This window comes from Streptomyces sp. WAC 06738, assembly GCF_003945505.1.
Lineage (GTDB): Bacteria > Actinomycetota > Actinomycetes > Streptomycetales > Streptomycetaceae > Streptomyces.
The window spans coordinates 614,902-631,749 of record NZ_CP029618.1; the positions used below are offsets into that span (position 1 = coordinate 614,902).

The 16,848-nt window shown below is 75.7% G+C and carries 13 protein-coding genes; 6 read left to right on the forward strand and 7 right to left on the reverse strand.

Annotation, left to right across the window (positions count from 1 at the left end; translation table 11 throughout):
- Positions 1-33: 33 nt before the first annotated feature.
- Positions 34-486 carry a hypothetical protein gene (locus DMB38_RS02415; RefSeq protein ID WP_240661930.1) on the reverse strand — a complete coding sequence of 151 codons (453 nt, stop codon included), beginning with the start codon at positions 484-486 and terminating at the stop codon, positions 34-36.
- A gap of 355 nt (positions 487-841) precedes the next feature.
- On the reverse strand, positions 842-2,005 hold the full coding sequence (gene xylA / locus DMB38_RS02420) for a xylose isomerase (RefSeq protein WP_125933748.1): 1,164 nt from the start codon (positions 2,003-2,005) through the stop codon (positions 842-844).
- Positions 2,006-2,107: 102 nt separating this feature from the next.
- On the opposite strand from xylA, the gene xylB reads away from it, so the two are divergent.
- Positions 2,108-3,529: a xylulokinase gene (gene xylB / locus DMB38_RS02425; protein ID WP_125933749.1), complete on the forward strand. Its 1,422-nt coding sequence runs from the start codon at positions 2,108-2,110 to the stop codon at positions 3,527-3,529.
- 99 nt (positions 3,530-3,628) lie between these two features.
- Here the strand turns inward: xylB and DMB38_RS02430 are convergent, their stop codons facing one another.
- The 4 genes from DMB38_RS02430 to DMB38_RS02445 form a co-directional block, all read right to left on the reverse strand.
- On the reverse strand, positions 3,629-4,420 hold the full coding sequence (locus DMB38_RS02430; RefSeq protein WP_125933750.1) for a DeoR/GlpR family DNA-binding transcription regulator: 792 nt from the start codon (positions 4,418-4,420) through the stop codon (positions 3,629-3,631).
- Between the two features lie 59 nt (positions 4,421-4,479).
- Positions 4,480-5,517 (reverse strand): 4-hydroxythreonine-4-phosphate dehydrogenase PdxA, encoded by a 1,038-nt coding sequence (gene pdxA / locus DMB38_RS02435; protein ID WP_125933751.1) that lies wholly within the window; start codon positions 5,515-5,517, stop codon positions 4,480-4,482.
- Positions 5,518-5,656: 139 nt separating this feature from the next.
- Positions 5,657-6,994 carry a four-carbon acid sugar kinase family protein gene (locus tag DMB38_RS02440; protein WP_240661932.1) on the reverse strand — a complete coding sequence of 446 codons (1,338 nt, stop codon included), beginning with the start codon at positions 6,992-6,994 and terminating at the stop codon, positions 5,657-5,659.
- Positions 6,995-7,002: 8 nt separating this feature from the next.
- Positions 7,003-8,490 carry an SLC13 family permease gene (locus DMB38_RS02445; RefSeq protein WP_240661934.1) on the reverse strand — a complete coding sequence of 496 codons (1,488 nt, stop codon included), beginning with the start codon at positions 8,488-8,490 and terminating at the stop codon, positions 7,003-7,005.
- 241 nt (positions 8,491-8,731) lie between these two features.
- Between DMB38_RS02445 and DMB38_RS02450 the strand changes: the two genes are divergently transcribed.
- The 5 genes from DMB38_RS02450 (at position 8,732) to DMB38_RS02470 (ending at position 13,990) form a co-directional block, all read left to right on the forward strand.
- Positions 8,732-10,048, forward strand: a complete 1,317-nt coding sequence (locus DMB38_RS02450; protein WP_125933753.1) for an ROK family protein — start codon at positions 8,732-8,734, stop codon at positions 10,046-10,048.
- Between the two features lie 163 nt (positions 10,049-10,211).
- A complete protein-coding gene (locus tag DMB38_RS02455; RefSeq protein ID WP_047014589.1) occupies positions 10,212-10,799 on the forward strand; it encodes a peptidoglycan recognition family protein in 588 nt (195 codons plus the stop codon).
- 161 nt (positions 10,800-10,960) lie between these two features.
- Complete coding sequence (locus DMB38_RS02460) at positions 10,961-12,142, forward strand: mandelate racemase/muconate lactonizing enzyme family protein (RefSeq protein WP_125933754.1); 1,182 nt, start codon at positions 10,961-10,963, stop codon at positions 12,140-12,142.
- Between the two features lie 139 nt (positions 12,143-12,281).
- Positions 12,282-13,196, forward strand: coding sequence for a dihydrodipicolinate synthase family protein (locus DMB38_RS02465; RefSeq protein WP_125933755.1), 915 nt, complete (start codon positions 12,282-12,284; stop codon positions 13,194-13,196).
- Positions 13,193-13,990, forward strand: coding sequence for an SDR family oxidoreductase (locus DMB38_RS02470; protein ID WP_125933756.1), 798 nt, complete (start codon positions 13,193-13,195; stop codon positions 13,988-13,990). Before DMB38_RS02465 ends, DMB38_RS02470 begins: the two co-directional genes overlap by 4 nt.
- A gap of 216 nt (positions 13,991-14,206) precedes the next feature.
- Here DMB38_RS02470 and DMB38_RS02475 read toward each other — a convergent pair whose 3' ends face one another.
- On the reverse strand, positions 14,207-16,822 hold the full coding sequence (locus tag DMB38_RS02475; RefSeq protein ID WP_125933757.1) for a glycoside hydrolase family 2 TIM barrel-domain containing protein: 2,616 nt from the start codon (positions 16,820-16,822) through the stop codon (positions 14,207-14,209).
- Positions 16,823-16,848 lie beyond the last annotated feature (26 nt).

The window sequence follows — 16,848 nt, forward strand, 5'->3', positions numbered from 1 at the left end:
TGCGGCGGACCGCGGCGGCCTGGGGCCTGTGCCCTAGGAGATCCCTTCCGGCAGCAGCTCCGTGGGGATGTCCTCGGGGCTGAGGCCGCTGGGCAGGTCGTCGAGGTCGAGGCCGCTGGGCAGCAGCTCGGTCGGGATGTCCTCCGGGTTCAGCCCGCTGGGCAGGTCCTCGGGGTCCAGGCCGCTGGGCAGCAGCTCGGTCGGGATGTCGTCGGGGATCTTGGGGTCGTCGGGACCGGCGGACGGGCTCTCGCTGGGCGGCGGCTTGCAGGCGCACGTCCCCTCGTCGTCGTCACCGCCGCTGACGAGCGCGTACGTCAGACCGACGCCGCCGGCGAGCACCACGACCGCCGCGGCCGCCGCGAGCCACCGCTTCCTGCCGCCGCCGTCGGGCGGCGGGGGCGGGGCGGGCCAGTGCTGCGTGCTGCTGCCGAGCGGGGGTGTGTGGTCCGGCGGCGGGGCGTCTGCGGGCGGCGGGTAACTCATGGCCCCAGCTTCGCCCGCGGTGGCGGCGGAAGGGATGGCTCCGGCGGGCTCGTGACAGGGTTGCGACACTCCGCCGCCGGTCAGAGGGCCGGGGCCCGCCCTGCGGACGGCGTGAGGGCCCGTACCCGGCCGATGGCCGATGGCCGCCGGGCCGGGGCCCGCCTGCCTGCCGCCGGCGGGCGTGCACGCGGCCTCTGTCGGAGGGGCGGCCTACCCTGGGGCGGGTGTGCGGGGGACGTGCGGTGACTTACCGGGATCCGGGAGCGTACGGGCCGGTCGCCGGGATCCCCGGCGGCGCGGCCCGTACGCCGTCCTGCGGCGTCGGACGTCCAGGACGTGGTCTGTCCCTGCGGCGTCAGACGCCCAGGAGGTGGTCCATCGCGAGCTGGTCCAGGTGCTCGAAGGCCATCCCGCGCTGCGCCGCCGCCTCCGGGTCGAAGTCCTCGTACGCGCTGCGGTCCGCGAGCAGCCCGGCGAGGCCGGAGTCGTCCGCGGTGGGCTGCGCCAGCTCGTCCAGCCGCGAGGCGCGGAGCGCCTCCTGCACCGCGGGGTCGGCGCGGAAGGCCGCGGCGCGCTCCTTGAGGATGAGGTAGTTGCGCATGCAGCCCGCGGCCGACGCCCACACCCCCTCCTTGTCCTCGGTGCGCGGCGGCTTGAAGTCGAAGTGCCGCGGGCCGGTGTAGCCGCCGGTCTCCAGCAGGTCCACGAGCCAGAACGCCGCGCGCAGGTCGCCGGCGCCGAAGCGCAGGTCCTGGTCGTACTTGATGCCGTTCTGGCCGTTCAGGTCCAGGTGGAACAGCTTGCCCGACCACAGCGCCTGGGCGATGGCGTGCGGGTAGTTGAGCCCGGCCATCTGCTCGTGGCCGACTTCGGGGTTGACGCCGTACAGCTCGGGCCGCTCCAGCCGCTCGATGAAGGCCAGCGCGTGCCCGACGGTGGGGAGCAGGATGTCGCCGCGCGGCTCGTTGGGCTTGGGCTCGATGGCGAACTTCAGGTCGTAGCCCTGGCCGGTGACGTACTCGCCGAGGAGGTCGAACGCCTCCTTCATCCGGTCGAGCGCGGCGCGCACTTCCTTCGCACCGCCGGACTCCGCGCCCTCGCGCCCGCCCCACGCGACGTAGATCCGCGCGCCCAGCTCCACCGCGAGGTCGATGTTGCGGATGGTCTTGCGGAGCGCGTAGCGGCGCACGTCGCGGTCGTTGGCGGTGAAGCCGCCGTCCTTGAAGACGGGGTGGGTGAAGAGGTTGGTGGTGGCCATCGGGACGGCCATGCCGGTGGCGTCGAGCGCCTGCCGGAAGCGCTTGACGTGCGACTCGCGCTCCGTCTCCGAGGCGCCGAAGGGGATGAGGTCGTCGTCGTGGAACGTGACCCCGTACGCCCCGAGATCCGCCAGTCGGCGGACGCTCTCGACCGGGTCGAGCGGCTCGCGGGTCGCGTCGCCGAAGGGATCGCGGCCCTGCCAGCCGACGGTCCACAGACCGAAGCTGAACTTGTCCTCGGGGGTCGGGGTATACGACATGACGGCTCCTTCGGCGGATCTATTTCGTAAGGCCGCTTTACAAAATAGGATGCCGACCGGGTCGGAGGGAAGAGCCGGCCCACGAGTCGCGGAGGACACAGCATGGGGCCCCTCGTCATCGGCGTCGACAGTTCGACGCAGTCCACCAAGGCGCTGGTCGTCGACAGCGAGACCGGGCAGGTGGTGGCGCACGGCCAGGCCGCGCACGTCGTCAGCACCGGCGGCCGGCGGGAGAGCGATCCGGAGCAGTGGTGGGAGGCGCTCGGCGCCGCCCTGGCCGCCTGCGGCCCCCCGGCCCGGGAGGCGGCGGCCATCTCGGTGGGCGCGCAGCAGCACGGGCTGGTGACGCTGGACGCCGGCGGGCGTCCGGTACGTCCCGCGCTGCTCTGGAACGACGTGCGCTCCGCCGCGCAGCGCGACCGGCTGGTCACGGAGCTCGGCGGGCCGAAGGGCTGGGCGGAGCGCACCGGCAGCGTGCCGGCCGCCTCCTTCACCGTCACCAAGTGGGCCTGGCTCGCCGAGCAGGAGCCTGAGTCCGCCGCCGCCACCGCGGCCGTCCGGCTGCCGCACGACTACCTCACCGAGCGGCTCACCGGCGAGGCCGTCACCGATCGCGGCGACGCCTCGGGCACCGGCTGGTGGGACGCCGCGACGGAGGCGTACGACAGCGCGACGCTGGAGCACGTCGGCCTCTCCCCCGACCGGCTGCCGCGCGTGGTGCGGCCGGGCGAGGCGGCCGGCACCGTACACGCCGAAGGACTGCCCGTACCCCGCGGCGCCCTCGTCGCCCCCGGCACCGGCGACAACATGGCCGCCGCCCTGGGCCTGGGCCTCGCCGCCGGGCAGCCGGTGCTCAGCCTCGGCACCTCCGGCACCGTCTACGCCGTCTCCCGGCACCGCCCCGCCGACCCCACCGGCACCGTCGCGGGCTTCGCCGACGCGCGCGGCGACTGGCTGCCGCTGGCCTGCACCCTCAACTGCACCCAGGCCGTGGACCGGATCGCCGCGCTCCTCGGCCGCTACCGCGAGGAGGTGCGGCCCGGCGGCACGGCCGTCGTGCTGCCCTTCCTCGACGGCGAGCGCACCCCCGACCTGCCGCACGCCTCCGGCCTCGTCCACGGGCTGCGCCACGACACCACTCCCGGGCAGGTGCTCCAGGCCGCGTACGACGGCGCGGTGCACGCGCTGCTGACGGCGCTGGCGGAGGTCTCGGGGCCCGATGCCGACCCGGACGCGCCGCTGCTGCTCATCGGCGGCGGGGCGCAGGGCGCCGCGTGGCGGGAGACGGTGCGGCGGCTGTCGGGGCGGGCGGTGCAGGTGCCGCGGGCCCAGGAGCTGGTCGCCCTCGGCGCGGCGGCGCAGGCGGCGGGGCTGCTGCTGGACGAGGACCCGGCGGCGGTGGCCAGGCGCTGGTCCACGGCGGAGGGGCGCACGTACGAGCCGCTGGAGCGGGACGACGCTACCCTGGAGCGGATCGGCGCGGTGCTCGCGGACGCGGGCGCGCTGCTGCGCCGGGCGGACTGAGGGCCTACGGACCGGGGGCGGCGGCTCGGGCCTGCCGGTGTCCGCGCGCCGGCCCGCGCCGCGTACGCCGGGAGGGCGGCCGCGTAGCGGCGCGGCGGGTCAGCCCGCGCGGACGAGCGTCACGCCCGCCGCCGCGCAGCGTTCCGCCAGGTCCTCCGGCGCCTCCGCGTCGGTCACCAGCGTCCAGCCCCGTGGCAGCCGGGTCCACGCCGGGGCGTCGTCGACGGCCAGCTTCGTCGCGTCGGCGAGGACCACGACCCGGTGTGCCCGGGCGGCGACGCGCTCCTTCACCGCGGTCTCCTCCAGCGTCGGCTCGCCGACGCCGCGTTCGGGGTCGACCGCGTCGGCGCCGAGGAACGCCACCGAGAACGACAGCCGGTCCAGTGCCAGGTCGGTGAGCGGGCCGACCAGCCCGTGGCTGAGCGGGCGCACGCTGCCGCCGAGCATCACCACGTCGATGTCGGGCGCCCCGGCGAGCAGTTGCGCGGTCTCCAGGCCGCGGGTGACCACGACGCTGCCGCCCGCGTGCACGTCGGCATCGAGCAACTGGCGGGCCAGCGCCGCGCACGTGGTGCCCGCGTCGACGAACACCGCGCCGCTCTCCGGCACCAGCGCGAGCGCGGCCTCCGCGATCGCGGCCTTCGCGTGCAGCCGGACGAGCGCGCTCTCCCCCACCGGCCGCTCGGGGAACGCCTCGGGCACCACCGCACCGCCGTAGGTGCGCGTCACCCGGCCGCCCTCGGTGAGCCGGCCCAGGTCGCGCCGTACGGTCGACGGCGACACGGCGAGCGCCGCGGCCAGCTCCTCCACCTGCGTGGTGCCTTCGCGGAGCAGCCGCAGCAGGGCTTCGTGCCGCTCGCGCGTGCCGCGTCGCGCCGTCGGGTGGGCCACACGTGCCTCCGTCTGTCGTGTCCGCCCGCCGCGGCGGGTCCCGCGGCGGGCGGGGTGGGTCAGCCGTACGTCCGGCGGATCCGCTCCGCGAACGGGCTGTAGTCCACGCCCGCGAGATACGCCGACAGCATTGTGCCGTGATCGGCGCGGCCGGTGCCCGCGATATCGAAGGCCGTGCCGTGGTCGACGGACGTGCGCAGGATCGGCAGCCCGACGGTGACGGAGATGGTGCCGTCGAAGTCGTAGGTCTTGGCGGGGATGTGGCCCTGGTCGTGGAAGTGGGAGAGCACGCCGTCGTAGCGGCCGACGAGGCCCTGGTGGAAGACGGAGTCCGCGGGGACGGGCCCGCTGACGTCCAGGCCCTCGGCGCGCGCCGCCTCCACGGCGGGGGCGATGTGCACGATCTCCTCGTCGCCGAACGCGCCGTTCTCGCCGCCGTGCGGGTTGATCGCGGCGACCGCCAGCCGGGGCGCCTCGGTGCCGAAGACCTGCAGCGCGGTGACCGCCTCGCGGATCGACCTGCCGACGCGCTCCGCGGTGATCTGGTCGAGCGCGGTGCGCAGCGCGACGTGCCGGGTGGTGAAGAAGATGCGCAGGTGGTGGCCTTCGGCCGCGGTGTTGCGCACGACGAACATGGTGTCCTGGCGGGTCACGCCGGTCAGCTCGCCGAGCATCTCGGTGTGGCCGAGGTGCTTCGAGCCGGCCTTCCAGATGGCCTCCTTGTTGATGGGGCCCGTGACGATCCCGGAGACCTTGCCGTCGAGCGCGGCGCGGGTGGCGACCTCGATGGCCGTGACGGCGGCGCGGCCCGCGCGGGCGTCGACCTTGCCCCACTCCGGTACGTCCGTGCCGAGTTCGCCGGTGTCGAAGACGTCGATGACGCCGGGGCCCGCGGGTTCGGCGTCGAAGCCGCTCACCGTGCGCACCTCGGTGTCGAGGCCGGCGGCGCGGGCGCCGCGGCGCAGCGCCTCGGCGTCGCCGACGGCGATGCCGTGGTGCCCGGTCTGCCCGGCGACCTCGGCCAGGGTGCGGGCCGTGATCTCCGGGCCGATCCCGACGGGGTCGCCCAGGGTGACGGCGAGGACGGGGCGGGTCATCGGTGGTTCCTCCTCGTGGTGCGGCGGCGCGGTGCGCTCGCCGTACGGTGGGGTGCGGTCGGCCCGAACTCCTCGGGCCGGTCGGTGTGCACGGGCTTCACGGGTTCACAGTGTCCCCGGGGTGGCCGGCTTCACGGGGTCAACGTCTCCCGGCGGCCGGAACGTGCCGCCGGGCGGCGGCAGCGGCGCGGCGCAGATGGGCGACGCAGGCGACGGTGGTGTCGGCGCCGCCGATCAGGCCGCCCTTGGTGACGACCGGGAGCCCGGCCCAGTCGCCGCCGACGAAGCTGCCGGCGACCGCCAGCGGCTCCAGTTCGTCCTCGACGTCGAGCCCGGCCGCACCGAGCGCGGCGAAGAGGGCGGCGGAGACGTCGCCGCCGGTGGCGAAGAGGCCGTCGACGGGCTGCCGTTCCAGGGCGGTACGGACCGTGCGGGCCAGCTCCGCCGGGAGCCGCGCCGCGTCCGCGGGGTCGAGGGCGACGACGTCGGCGTCCTCCAGCACGGTCGCGAGCAGCACCACCTCGCCCGGGCCCGCGGCGGCCAGCTCCGCCGCCAGCGCCTCGGCGGTGGCGGCGGGCTCGGGGACGGGCGAGCCGGGAGCGGTGACGGGACGGACGACGCGCACCGGCTCGACGGCCCGCAGCCGGGCGAGCTGGGTGCGGGTCAGCGCGGTGGCGGAGCCCGAGACGGCGAGCACCGGGAAGCCCGCGGCGCGGCCGGTGATGCCGAGCGCGCGGGCCAGCGCCACGGAGCCGGGCCCGGAGTCGACGCCGGTCCACACGATCTCGTCGCCGCCGGCGGCGACGGCCGCCGCGGCCGTGCGCTCCAGGTGCTCGACGGTCAGCGCGTCGGCGACGACCACCTCCGCGCCCTCGGCGACGACCTTGTCCAGATGGGCCTGGAGCGTCCCGGCCTCGGCGGTGACCACCGACAGCGGCACGCGGGCGATCCGCAGGTCCGCCTGGCGGCGCAGCAGCTCCGCGATGTCCGAGGTGGGCACGGGCGAACGGGGGTCGCGCGCCAGCTCCGTCTCCTCCAGCCGGACGCCGTCGAGGAGTTGGGTGCCCTGCACGGTGTGCCGGCCCGCCTCGGGGTGGGCGGGAGCGCACAGGGCCACGGCCCGCCGGCCGGAGGCCGCGTGCACGGCCGCCAGCAGGGCTTCGGTGGAGGCGCCGACGTTGCCGCGGAGGGTGGAGTCGACGCGGTTGCTGACCAGTTCGGCCGGCCAGCCGGCCCGTACGGCGTAGGTCACCCGGCGCGCCGCCTCCGCGGGCGGGCAGTGCCGGCTGTCGGTGCTCACCACCACGGCGTCGAACCGCTCGGCGAGCCCGGCGAGGACGCCGGGACCCTGGTCGGCGCCGACGGTCACGGCGCGCAGCCCGGCCCGGGCGAAGCCCGCCGCCGTGGCGTTCGCACCCGTCAGGTCGTCCGCGGCCACCAGCACGGCCGCTCGCCGGCCGGCCGGACGCGCCCTCACCGGCCCGCTCATATGAACGTGCTCGCGACCAGCAGCAGCGGCAGGGAGCCGAGCCACACGGCGGTGGTGATGCCCGACCAGCCGCGGATGGCCGCGATCCCGTCGAGACCGGTGAAGCGGGTGACGACCCAGAAGTAGGAGTCGTTGAAGTAGCTGAAGACCATCGAGCCGGCACAGCAGGCCAGGGCGGCAAGCAGCGCGGATACCCCGAGGCCGTCGATGAGCGGTGCGGTGACGGACGCGGCGGTGATCATCGCCACCGTGCCGGAGCCCTGGGCGACCCGCACCAGCGAGGCGATGAGGAACGGCACCAGCACACCCGGCAGGCTCCAGGACGAGATGGCCTCGGCCAGCTCGTCGCCCACGCCGGTGTCGCGCAGCACCTGGCCGAGCGCACCGCCCGCGCCGGTGATGAGGATGATGAGCCCGGCGGACGCGGCCGCCTCGGAGAGCCAGCCGCCGACCTGGGAACGGGTCGTCCAGCGGGGCAGCAGCACGTAGACCGCGAGCACGATGCCGATGAGGAGCGCCACGACGGGGCTGCCGATGAAGGCGAGGGCCTTCGGCAGGGCCGAGGGCTCGTAGTCGTCGGAGCCGACCGCGCCCTGGCGGTTCTGGTCGATGGCGGAGGCCACGGTGTTGGCGATGATGAGCAGGAGCGGCACCAGCAGCGGCAGGGTGGCCAGGCCCGGGCTCATCCGGTGCGGCTTGGCGCCGGGCGGCGGGGTGCCGAGGGCGGCCGCCGGGTCGCGCTCCGGCTCCGGCTCGTCCGCGAAGCCGCTCTCGGACAGGCCGGCCGGCGCTCCCGCGGAGCCCGGACCGGCGCCGGCGGCGACCGCGGCCTTGCCGTACACGGCCTCGCGGACCTCGTCCGAGACCTCGCTCTCCAGCTTCGGCCCCATCCAGCGCGCGTACGCGATCACGATGGGCAGCAGGACGGCGGAGAAGGCCAGGCCCGCCAGCACCAGGGCGCCCAGCTCGGCGCCGAGGATGCCGGCCACGCCCAGCGGGCCCGGCGTCGGCGGCACCAGGTGGTGGGTGAGCGTCATGCCGCAGCCCAGCGCGAGCGCGAGCGTCACGTAACCTGCGCGCTTCACGCGGGCTATGGAGCGGGCCAGCGGGTTCATGATCACGTAGCCGGAGTCGCAGAAGACCGGGATCGAGACGACCGCGCCGGTCGTGCCCATCGCCCACGGCTCGCGGCCCTTGCCGAACGCCCTGACGAACGCCCTGGCCAGCGCGTCCGCGGCGCCGGAGACCTCCAGGATCTTGCCCAGGCCCACGCCCAGGCCGATCACGATGCCGATGGACCCGAGCGTCGAGCCGAAGCCGGCGGTGATCGAATCGAGGGTTTCCGTGGCGGGCGCGCCCGCGACGAAGCCCGTCACCAGCGAGGCGACGAGCAGTGCGACGAAGGCGTCGAGCCTGGTGCGCAGCACGATGACGATGATCGTGGCGATACCGAGCACGAGTGCCGCCAAGAGCTGAAGATCCACGCCGATCCTCCTCCGACTTTGCTGTGGACGTCCGTTCGGACAGGCACATCATGCACGCGTAACCTGCGCGAAACAAGCAGTACGACCAAGATTTTCTGCGCACTTCGCGCAACTAGTGGGGTTGAGCCTGTCCGCCATGCTCCGGTACGGCGCCCCGAGGCCGTAGGGTCGTCGTGCCCGAGCCCGACGTGACGGTCATCACCGCCGTTCACGGCCCGTTCACCGCCTGAAGGAGTCGCCCGTGTCGGCGCCCTCTCCCCGCACGCAGCAGGCGCTGCGGCAGCGGAACCTGTCCCTGGCCCTGCGCGCCGTGGCCGCCGGGGGCCCGCTGTCGCGCGCGGCCGTGGCGGCGCGGATCGGAATGACGCGGGCGGGGGTCGCGGCCGTCGTGGACGAACTGCTGCGGGCGGGGCTCCTGGTGGAGCTGGGGCCCGGCCGCCCCGGCACGGTGGGCCGCCCCGGCAGCGCGCTCGCGCTCAACGACCGCGGGCCCTGCGGCCTCGGCGCCGAGATCGGCGTGGACCACCTCGCGGTCTGCGCGGTGGACCTGCGCGGCCGGGTACGGGCCCGGGTCGCCGCCGACGCCGCGAACCGGGACCACCCGCCGGGGCCGGTGCTGGCGCGGCTCGCCGGGCTGATCGAGGAGGTCGTGGCGGAGGTACGGGGCGAGGGCCTGACGCCGACCGGGCTGACGGTCGCCGTCCCGGGTCTCATCGCGCGCGACGAATCGACCGTCGTACGGGCCCCCAACCTCGGCTGGCAGGGCGTCGACCTCGGCCCGCTCCTCCCGGCCGCCCCGCCCGCCCGCGTCGGCAACGAGGCCAACCTCGGCGCGCTCGCGGAACAGCGCCTGGAGCGCACCGCGGCAAAGCCGCCGGGCACCGGCGCGGACGGGGAGCCCGGCCCGGGTCCCGCTCTCGATCCCGGGGACCGGCAGGACGCCGCGCTTCCGGCCGGGGACCACGGCTCCCCCGGGCCCGGGCGGAACTTCCTCTTCGTCTCCGCCGAGATCGGCATCGGCGCCGCCGTCGTCATGGACGGCGAACTGCTGCGCGGGGCACACGGGTTCGCCGGGGAGCTGGGCCATGTGCCGGTACGCCCCCAGGGCCGGCCGTGCGCCTGCGGCGGACGCGGGTGCCTGGAGCAGTACGCCGGCGAGGAGGCCGTGCTGCGGGCCTCGGGCATCGACCCGGCGGGGGCCCGCGCCGCATACCCGGGCCCCGGCGCGCGGATCGCCATGCTCGCCGCCCGCGCCGCGGACGGCGACGCCCTGGTGCGGACGGCGCTGCGCGAGGCGGGCGGTGCGCTGGGCATCGCGCTCGCCGGCGCCGTGAACCTCCTCGACCCGGAGACCGTCGTGCTGGGCGGCGCGCTCGCCGGACTCGGGCCCTGGGTGGTGCCCGCGGTCGAACGCGAGCTGGGCCGCCGGCTCGCCGACCCGGCCCGTACCGTACGGCTGACCGTCTCGGCGCTCGGCGCCGAGGGGCCGCTGCTCGGAGCCGCGCTGAGCGAGGTCGACGCCGTCATGGAGGCGCCGGGCGCGGTCGCCGCCGGCTGACCCGCGCGCACCGGGCGCCTCTCGCGTACCGCCGCCCCGACCACCGCCTTTGGTACGCCCATTGGCATATCCGGCCATGTCTTGGCAGCGGGCCCGACGTGTCCTCATGATGGTTTCCGGACTGTCATGTACGCGCAAATGTCCCTCCGCTGTCAGGAGCCCCATGGACTTCGCGAACCTCCCCCGCAGGCGGCTCATCCAGGGCGCCGCCGCCACCGCCGCCGCGGCCGGCCTCGGCGGCCTCGCCGCCACCCCCGCGCAGGCGGCGCAGTACCCCCCGACGCACTGGATACCGGCGGACCGGTCCAACTACACGGTCTCCAGCCGCCCGACCGCGTACCCGGTGGACTTCGTGGTCGTGCACGTGACCCAGGAGTACTTCCAGGACGCCGTGGACATCTTCCAGAACCCCAGCCGCGACGTCTCCTCGCACTACCTCATCGCCTCGGCCGACGGCTACATCGCCCAGCTCGTCCGGGAGAAGGACATCGCCTGGCACGCCGGCAACTGGAACTACAACACCCGCAGCATCGGCATCGAGCACGAGGGCTGGGTGGACAAGCCGGCCTGGTTCACGGACGTGATGTACCGGCGGTCGGCACAACTGACCGCGGCGATCTGCACCCGCTACGGCATCCCGCGCACCCGCGACCGCATCATCGGCCACAACGAGGTCCCCGGCGCCACCCACACCGACCCCGGCCCCAACTGGGACTGGACGAAGTACATGGGGCTGGTACGGGCCGCCTGACGCGCGGCGCCGGGCCCACGAGCACCCGGTGGGCGGCTCAGGGGTGTTGCCGCTCACCGGGTCCCCTTTTCCGTAAAGGCCAATGCACTTCTTGCATATCGCTTGCATGATGTGGGAATCTGCCATCGCCTGAGCCCGTTGCCGAAGCAGGGATGGTGAGCATGGCCCGCATCGCCGATGTCCGCGTCTACGCGCTCAAGTTGCCGCACGACGAGGCGTATCTGGGCCGGCTCGACGACGGCAGCGACCTCACCGAGGAGCGCGGGTACGTGGTGCGCGAGCCCTGGCGCAGCCTGTACTCCGCCCGCTTCGAGACCCTGCTCGTCCGCGTCGTCGCCGACGACGGCGCCGAGGGCTGGGGCGAGGCGCTCGCGCCCGTCGGCCCCGAGGTGCCGGGACAGGCCGTCGCCACCCTGCTGCGCCCCGCGCTGCTCGGCGCCCCCGCCGGCGCTGTACGCCCCGCCTGGCACCGGCTGCGCGACCTGATGCGCGAGCGCGGCCACCTGACGGGCCATCAGGCCGACGCCCTCGCCGCCGTCGACGTCGCCCTGTGGGACCTCGCCGGACGCCGCGCGGGACTGCCCGTCGCCGAGCTGCTGGGCGGCGCCTTCCGCACGGTCCAGCCCGCCTACGTCTCCGGGCTGCCCCGCGACACCGACGCCGAGCGCGCGAAGCTCGCCGCCGAGTGGGCCGGGCGCGGCGCGTACCGGATCAAGCTCCACCTCGGCCGCGGCGTCGAGGCCGACCTCGCCACCGTCGACGCCGTGCTCGCCGCCGACGAGCGGCTGCGCGTCGCCGTCGACGCGCACTGGGCGTACGGGCCCGCGGAAGCCGCCCGCCTCGGCCGGGAGTTGCAGCGCCGCCACCGCGTGCTCTTCCTGGAGGCGCCGCTGGCCCCCGAGGACGTCGAGGGCCACCGCGACCTCCAGCGCCGCCTCGACCTCCCGGTCGCGGTCGGCGAAGCCCTGCGCAACCGCTACGAGTTCGCCCACTGGCTCGGCCGCCGCGCCCTGGCCCTGGCCCAGCCCGACGCCGGGCGCACGGGCCTCACCGAGGCGATGGCCATCGCCGAGCTGGCCGCCGCCCACCACGTCCCCGTCGCCCCGCACCACTCCACGGGCCTCGGCCTCGCCACCGCCGCGGGGCTGCACTTCGCCGCCGCGGTCGCCGCCATGCCGTACTTCGAGTACCAGCCCACCACCTGGCAGGTCGCGAGCCGCATCCTGCGCACCCCGCTCGCCGGCGGTCCGGACACCGGCATCCCACTGCCCGCGGGGCCGGGACTGGGCGTGGAGGTGGACGCGGAGTTCGTCGTACGGCACGCCCAGGAGATCACCGGGTGAGGGACGCCGGGACCGGCCCGCCCGGCCGCCGCCCGGAACCCCCGCCCCGCACACCGCACCCCGACCCGGCCCGCCCCGGCGAGGCGCCACCGCCGCGCCGCACGGCGCGAGCCGGCCGGGCGAACGAAAGGACCCCAGCATGAGCCGGCCCGTACGAGGTCTCGTCCCCGTCCTCGCGACCCCCTTCCATCCGGACGGGAGCCTCGACCGCACCTCGCTGCGCCGGCTCACCGCGTTCCAGTTGCTCGCGGGCGCCGACGGGGTGGCGGTCTTCGGCATGGCCAGCGAGGGCTTCGCGCTCACCGCCGCCGACCGGGACGCCGTCCTCGCCGACGTGCGGGACGTGGTCGCCGGTGCCGTGCCGGTGGTGGCCGGGGTGAGCCCGACGAGCCTGGCGACGGCGCTGGAGCAGTGCGGACAGGCCGTCGCGGGCGGCGCGGACGCGCTGATGGTGCTGCCGCCGTACCTCGCGAAGCCCGCCCCGCAGCAGCTCGTCGACTTCTACGGCGCGCTCGGCGAACGCGCCGGGGCGCCGGTCATGGTGCAGGACGCCGCCGCGACGACGGGGGTGGCGATGCCGGTGCCGCTGATCACGGAGTTCGGCAAGCTCGAAGGGGTCGCCTCGGTGAAGGTCGAGTCGGCGCCGACCGTGCCGAAGATCGCGGAGACGGCGGCGGCGGCCCCGGACGGGTTCGACGTGCTCGGCGGGCAGAACGCCTTCTTCCTCCTGGAGGAGCTGGCGGCGGGCGCGGTGGGGACGATGCCGGCGTGCGAGTTCACCGACGCGCTGCGGCCGGTGCTGGACGCCTGGGCCGCGGGGCGGACGGACGAGGCGCACGGGGCGTACGAGCGGCTGCTGCCGCTGATCCGGTTCGGCATGCAGGCGGGGTTCGCCTGGGCGGTGCACAAGGAGGTGCTGGTACGGCGCGGGCTGATCGACTCCGCGGCGGTGCGGCTGCCGGCGAAGGGGCTGACGGAGGCGCTGCGGGGGCAGTTGGACGGCATCCTGGGGCGGCTGGCGCTGCCGCCGGTGGCCCCGGGCGGGGCGCGGTGAGCGGGGTACCGGCCGAAGGCACGGGCACGGGCACGGGCGGGGATTGGGGCGCGGCGGCGCCCGGCGGGAGCGGGCGGGCGCGCGGGGTGCTCGTCGTCGGGGGCGACTCGGCGATCGGGCGCGCGGTGGCCGACGCGTTCGCGGAGGGCGGCGACCGGGTCGCGGGCTGCGGGCTGACGGACTGCGCGCACCCGCCGTACGCCGCGTACACCGCCGCCGACTGCGCGGATCCGGCCGGGGCCGCCCGGTGCGTGACGTCGGCGGCGGAGGCGCTGGGGCGGCTCGACGTCGTGGTGCTGGCGGCGGCGGCGCAGCCGGTGGCGCGGGCCGCCGAGACCACCGACGCCCAGTGGCGGCTGGCCCAGTCCGCCACCCTGGACACGGCGTTCTACGTCGCCCGCGCGGCGCTCCCCCTGCTCCCGGCCGGCTCCGCCATCGTCGCCGTCACCTCGGTGAACGCCTTCCTCGCCGCCCCCGGACTGCCCGGCTACGCGGCGGCGAAGGCGGGCGTCGAGGGGCTGGTGCGCCAACTCGCCCTCGACTACGGCCCGCGGGGCGTCCGCGTCAACGCGGTGGCGCCCGGCATGATCGGCACCCCGCCGCTGGCGCACGTCGCCGAGGGCTACCCCCTGGGCCGTACCGGCACGCCGCCGGAGGTCGCGGCGGCCGTGCACTTCCTGGCCTCGCCCGCGGCCTCGTTCATCACGGGGGCGGTGCTGCCGGTGGACGGCGGCCTCAGCATCTCCTCCCCCGCCGCCTGGCTCCGCCCGGACCTCCGGGAGCGCTTCCTGTAGCCGGGATCCCGCGGGCGCGTCGCCCCACAGGGGGCCGGACTCCCCTGCGGGGATCGCTCCGCTGCACCGTGCCGGTGCCGCTGAAGTAGCGGATTCCCTGCTCGTATGCCGGGGTCCAGTCCCGTCTTACGGGAGTCGGCACCGCGTTGCGGCACCCGTGTGTCCCGGCCCGCCCCCTCCGGGTACGGGCCGGGACACCGCAACGGGTCTCCCCGCTCAGCCCGTTGACACCTGCGTCCACTCCGACCATGCGCTCGTCGCACCGCCGCGGACGCTGCGGACGCGTACCCGGATGTCCGTCCCCGCCGCCTGCTCCTCGATGCGGCTGAAGCCGCGGAGCCGGGTGGTCCAGGAGCGGACCGGCTCGCCCGCGGCGTCTGTGACCTCCAGTTCGTACGCGTCGTCGGCCGCGACGCCGCGCCACTGGAAGACCGCGCCGCCGGCGACCGGCTCCAGCGACTGCGGGTCCGGCGGCAGCGCACCGGCCCCGGCCCGCGGCGTCACCTCCGTCCACTCCGAGGCCGTCTCGCCCGCCCCGCTCACCGCCACCACACGCACCCGGTGCGCCGTGCCGTCGGCCAGCCCGGTGACGTCGCCGTGGTCGTCCTTGTGGACCAGCGTCGAACGCACCGCCCCGCCGGCCGCCGCCTGTGCCTCGACGCGGTACGAGTCGGCGCCGGCGACGTGCGTGAACCCGGCGCGGACCGCTCCGGCCGCCGCCACCGTCTGCGTGACCTCCGGTGCCGCCGGCGCCGCCAGGTCCCGGTCGGCGACCGCCACTTCGTACCCCTGCGGGTCGAGGAGCCCGACCTGTTCGGTGACCGCCTCGCCCGCGGCACCGCCGCCGTCCCAGGCCACCGGCCGGGTGAGCGGCTCGTCCCCGGGGCTGATCCGCGGCAGCGGGGTGCTGCGCTGCGCCACCGTCGAGCCGTCCGCCGCAAGGGCCTTCCACCTGAGCCGGTATCCGCGCAGGATGTGGCTGGGCAGCTCACCGGCCGCTCGCGGGGTGACGGTGATCTCGCTGCCGCCGTCCGCCGCCGCGACGTCCAGTCCGGCCACGGGGGCGTACGCGGCGCGCATCTGGTCGTAGTTGCGCTTCAGCCCGCCCCAGTCGGTCTGCACGCCCCAGCCGCGCAACTGGTTGGGCGAGGTGCCGGAGTAGCGGCTGCGGTAGTCGTCGAAGGTCCAGCGGGAAACGCCGATGACCCACCGCAGCGCGGAGAGCTGTGCCGGGATGGCGCCGTCGCTCTTCGACGCGAACTCCACGCTCTCCCGCTCCGGCGTGAAGGTGTAGCCGTCGGCGCTGAACTCGCTGACGAACACCGGCTTGTCCGGGAAGTGCTCGCGCAGCGCCCGCACCCGGTCGGTGAAGCCGCCGTACATGTTCACGGAGAGGAAGTCGGCGTACTGCAGCGCCTCGTCCTCCGGTCCTTCGATGTCGCTGAAGGTGTTGCTGACGTACGTCAGCGGACGGGAGTCGTCCAGCTCCTCCCGGGTGTAGTCGATCATCGACTTGACGAAGTGCCGCCCCTTCTCCGTGTTCCCGGCGATCTCGTTGGCGACCGACCAGGCGACGATCGAGGCGTGGTTGGCGTCCCGCCGCACCATCTCGCGCAGCTCCGGCCGCCAGCGCCCGGGGTCGAGCGAGGCGTCCTTGCCCCACACGGAGATCTCGCCGATGTTGAGCATCCCGGCCTCGTCGAGATAGTCGAGCAGGTCGGGCGACTGCGGCACGTGGTGGATGCGGGTCATGGTGGCGCCCGCTTCCTTCATGCGGTCGATCTCGGCGCGTACGACGGACATCGGCTCGGTGGCGCCGTGCACCCGGTCCCCGGGCACCCGGTTGAACCCGGCGGTGCGCACCCGTTCGCCGTTGAGCAGCAACCCGTCGGGCACGATGTCGATCCTGCGGATGCCGAACCGGTCCGAGACCGCGTAGCCGGGGCTGCCCTGCTGCCGCAGCGCGACGGTGGCGCGGTACAGGCGGGGGTCGTCGGTCGACCACAGCCCGTACGAGCCGCGCGGCAGCCGGGCCGCCAGCTCCACCGTGCGCGTCCCGCCGGCCGGCACGGCGACGTCCCGGCCGCGCAGGACGCCCGCGGGCAGCGGCCGGCCGCGGGTGTCGGTGAGTGCGCCGTCGACGCGCACCGTGCGCTCGGTGCCGCCGGCGTTGGAGACGGTGACCTCGGTGGTCACGGCCGCGGTGCCGGCGTCGAGGTCGGGTTCGGCGACGATGTGCTGCCGCTCGATGCGCACCGCCGGGTCGACGGTGAGCGTGACGGGGCGGGAGATGCCGCCCCAGGGCCAGGTGGCGCCGACGGCGTAGTCGTTGTTCGCCCGCACCGTCAGGGTGTTGGGGGTGCCGTCGCGCTTCAGCAGGTCGCCGACCTCGAACTCGAAGGGCGTGTAGCCGCCGGTGTGGGTGCCGAGTTCCCGGCCGTTGAGGGTGACGGTGGCGGTGTAGTTGACGGCCTCGAAGCGCAGCCTGGCGACCTCGCCGGAGTGGAGCGGCGGGGTGTCGAACGTGCGCCGGTACCAGGCGTCGCCCTGGTGCTCGGCGTACGCGTCGTGCTGGTCCCAGTTGCCGGGAACGGGCATCGCGTCCCAGTCGCCGGGGCCGGCGGCCGGGTCGGTGGTGAAGCGCCAGGTGCCGCCGAGGTCGGTGGTGCGCTGCCCGGCGGGTATCTGGTGGCCCGGTCCCTCGGCGTCCGCGGCGGGCACGGTGGCGGCCGCGTGCGCGGGGGCCCGCTCGTCGGCCGCCGCGGACAGCGCGGTGGCGGTGATCGCCCCGCAGAGCGCGGCGGCAAGGGCGGCGCGCAGGAGTCTGCGCATGAGTGGGATTCCTTTCCGTGGTGCGG

Excerpts from the sequence above, each read along its gene's own strand:
- DMB38_RS02415 (WP_240661930.1), bottom strand. The coding sequence starts at position 486 with ATGAGTTACCCGCCGCCCGCAGACGCCCCGCCGCCGGACCACACACCC.
- xylB (WP_125933749.1), top strand. The coding sequence starts at position 2,108 with ATGGGGCCCCTCGTCATCGGCGTCGACAGTTCGACGCAGTCCACCAAG.
- DMB38_RS02465 (WP_125933755.1), top strand. The coding sequence starts at position 12,282 with ATGAGCCGGCCCGTACGAGGTCTCGTCCCCGTCCTCGCGACCCCCTTC.
- DMB38_RS02455 (WP_047014589.1), top strand. The coding sequence starts at position 10,212 with ATGGACTTCGCGAACCTCCCCCGCAGGCGGCTCATCCAGGGCGCCGCC.
- xylA (WP_125933748.1), bottom strand. The coding sequence starts at position 2,005 with ATGTCGTATACCCCGACCCCCGAGGACAAGTTCAGCTTCGGTCTGTGG.
- DMB38_RS02475 (WP_125933757.1), bottom strand. The coding sequence starts at position 16,822 with ATGCGCAGACTCCTGCGCGCCGCCCTTGCCGCCGCGCTCTGCGGGGCG.
- DMB38_RS02460 (WP_125933754.1), top strand. The coding sequence starts at position 10,961 with ATGGCCCGCATCGCCGATGTCCGCGTCTACGCGCTCAAGTTGCCGCAC.
- pdxA (WP_125933751.1), bottom strand. The coding sequence starts at position 5,517 with ATGACCCGCCCCGTCCTCGCCGTCACCCTGGGCGACCCCGTCGGGATC.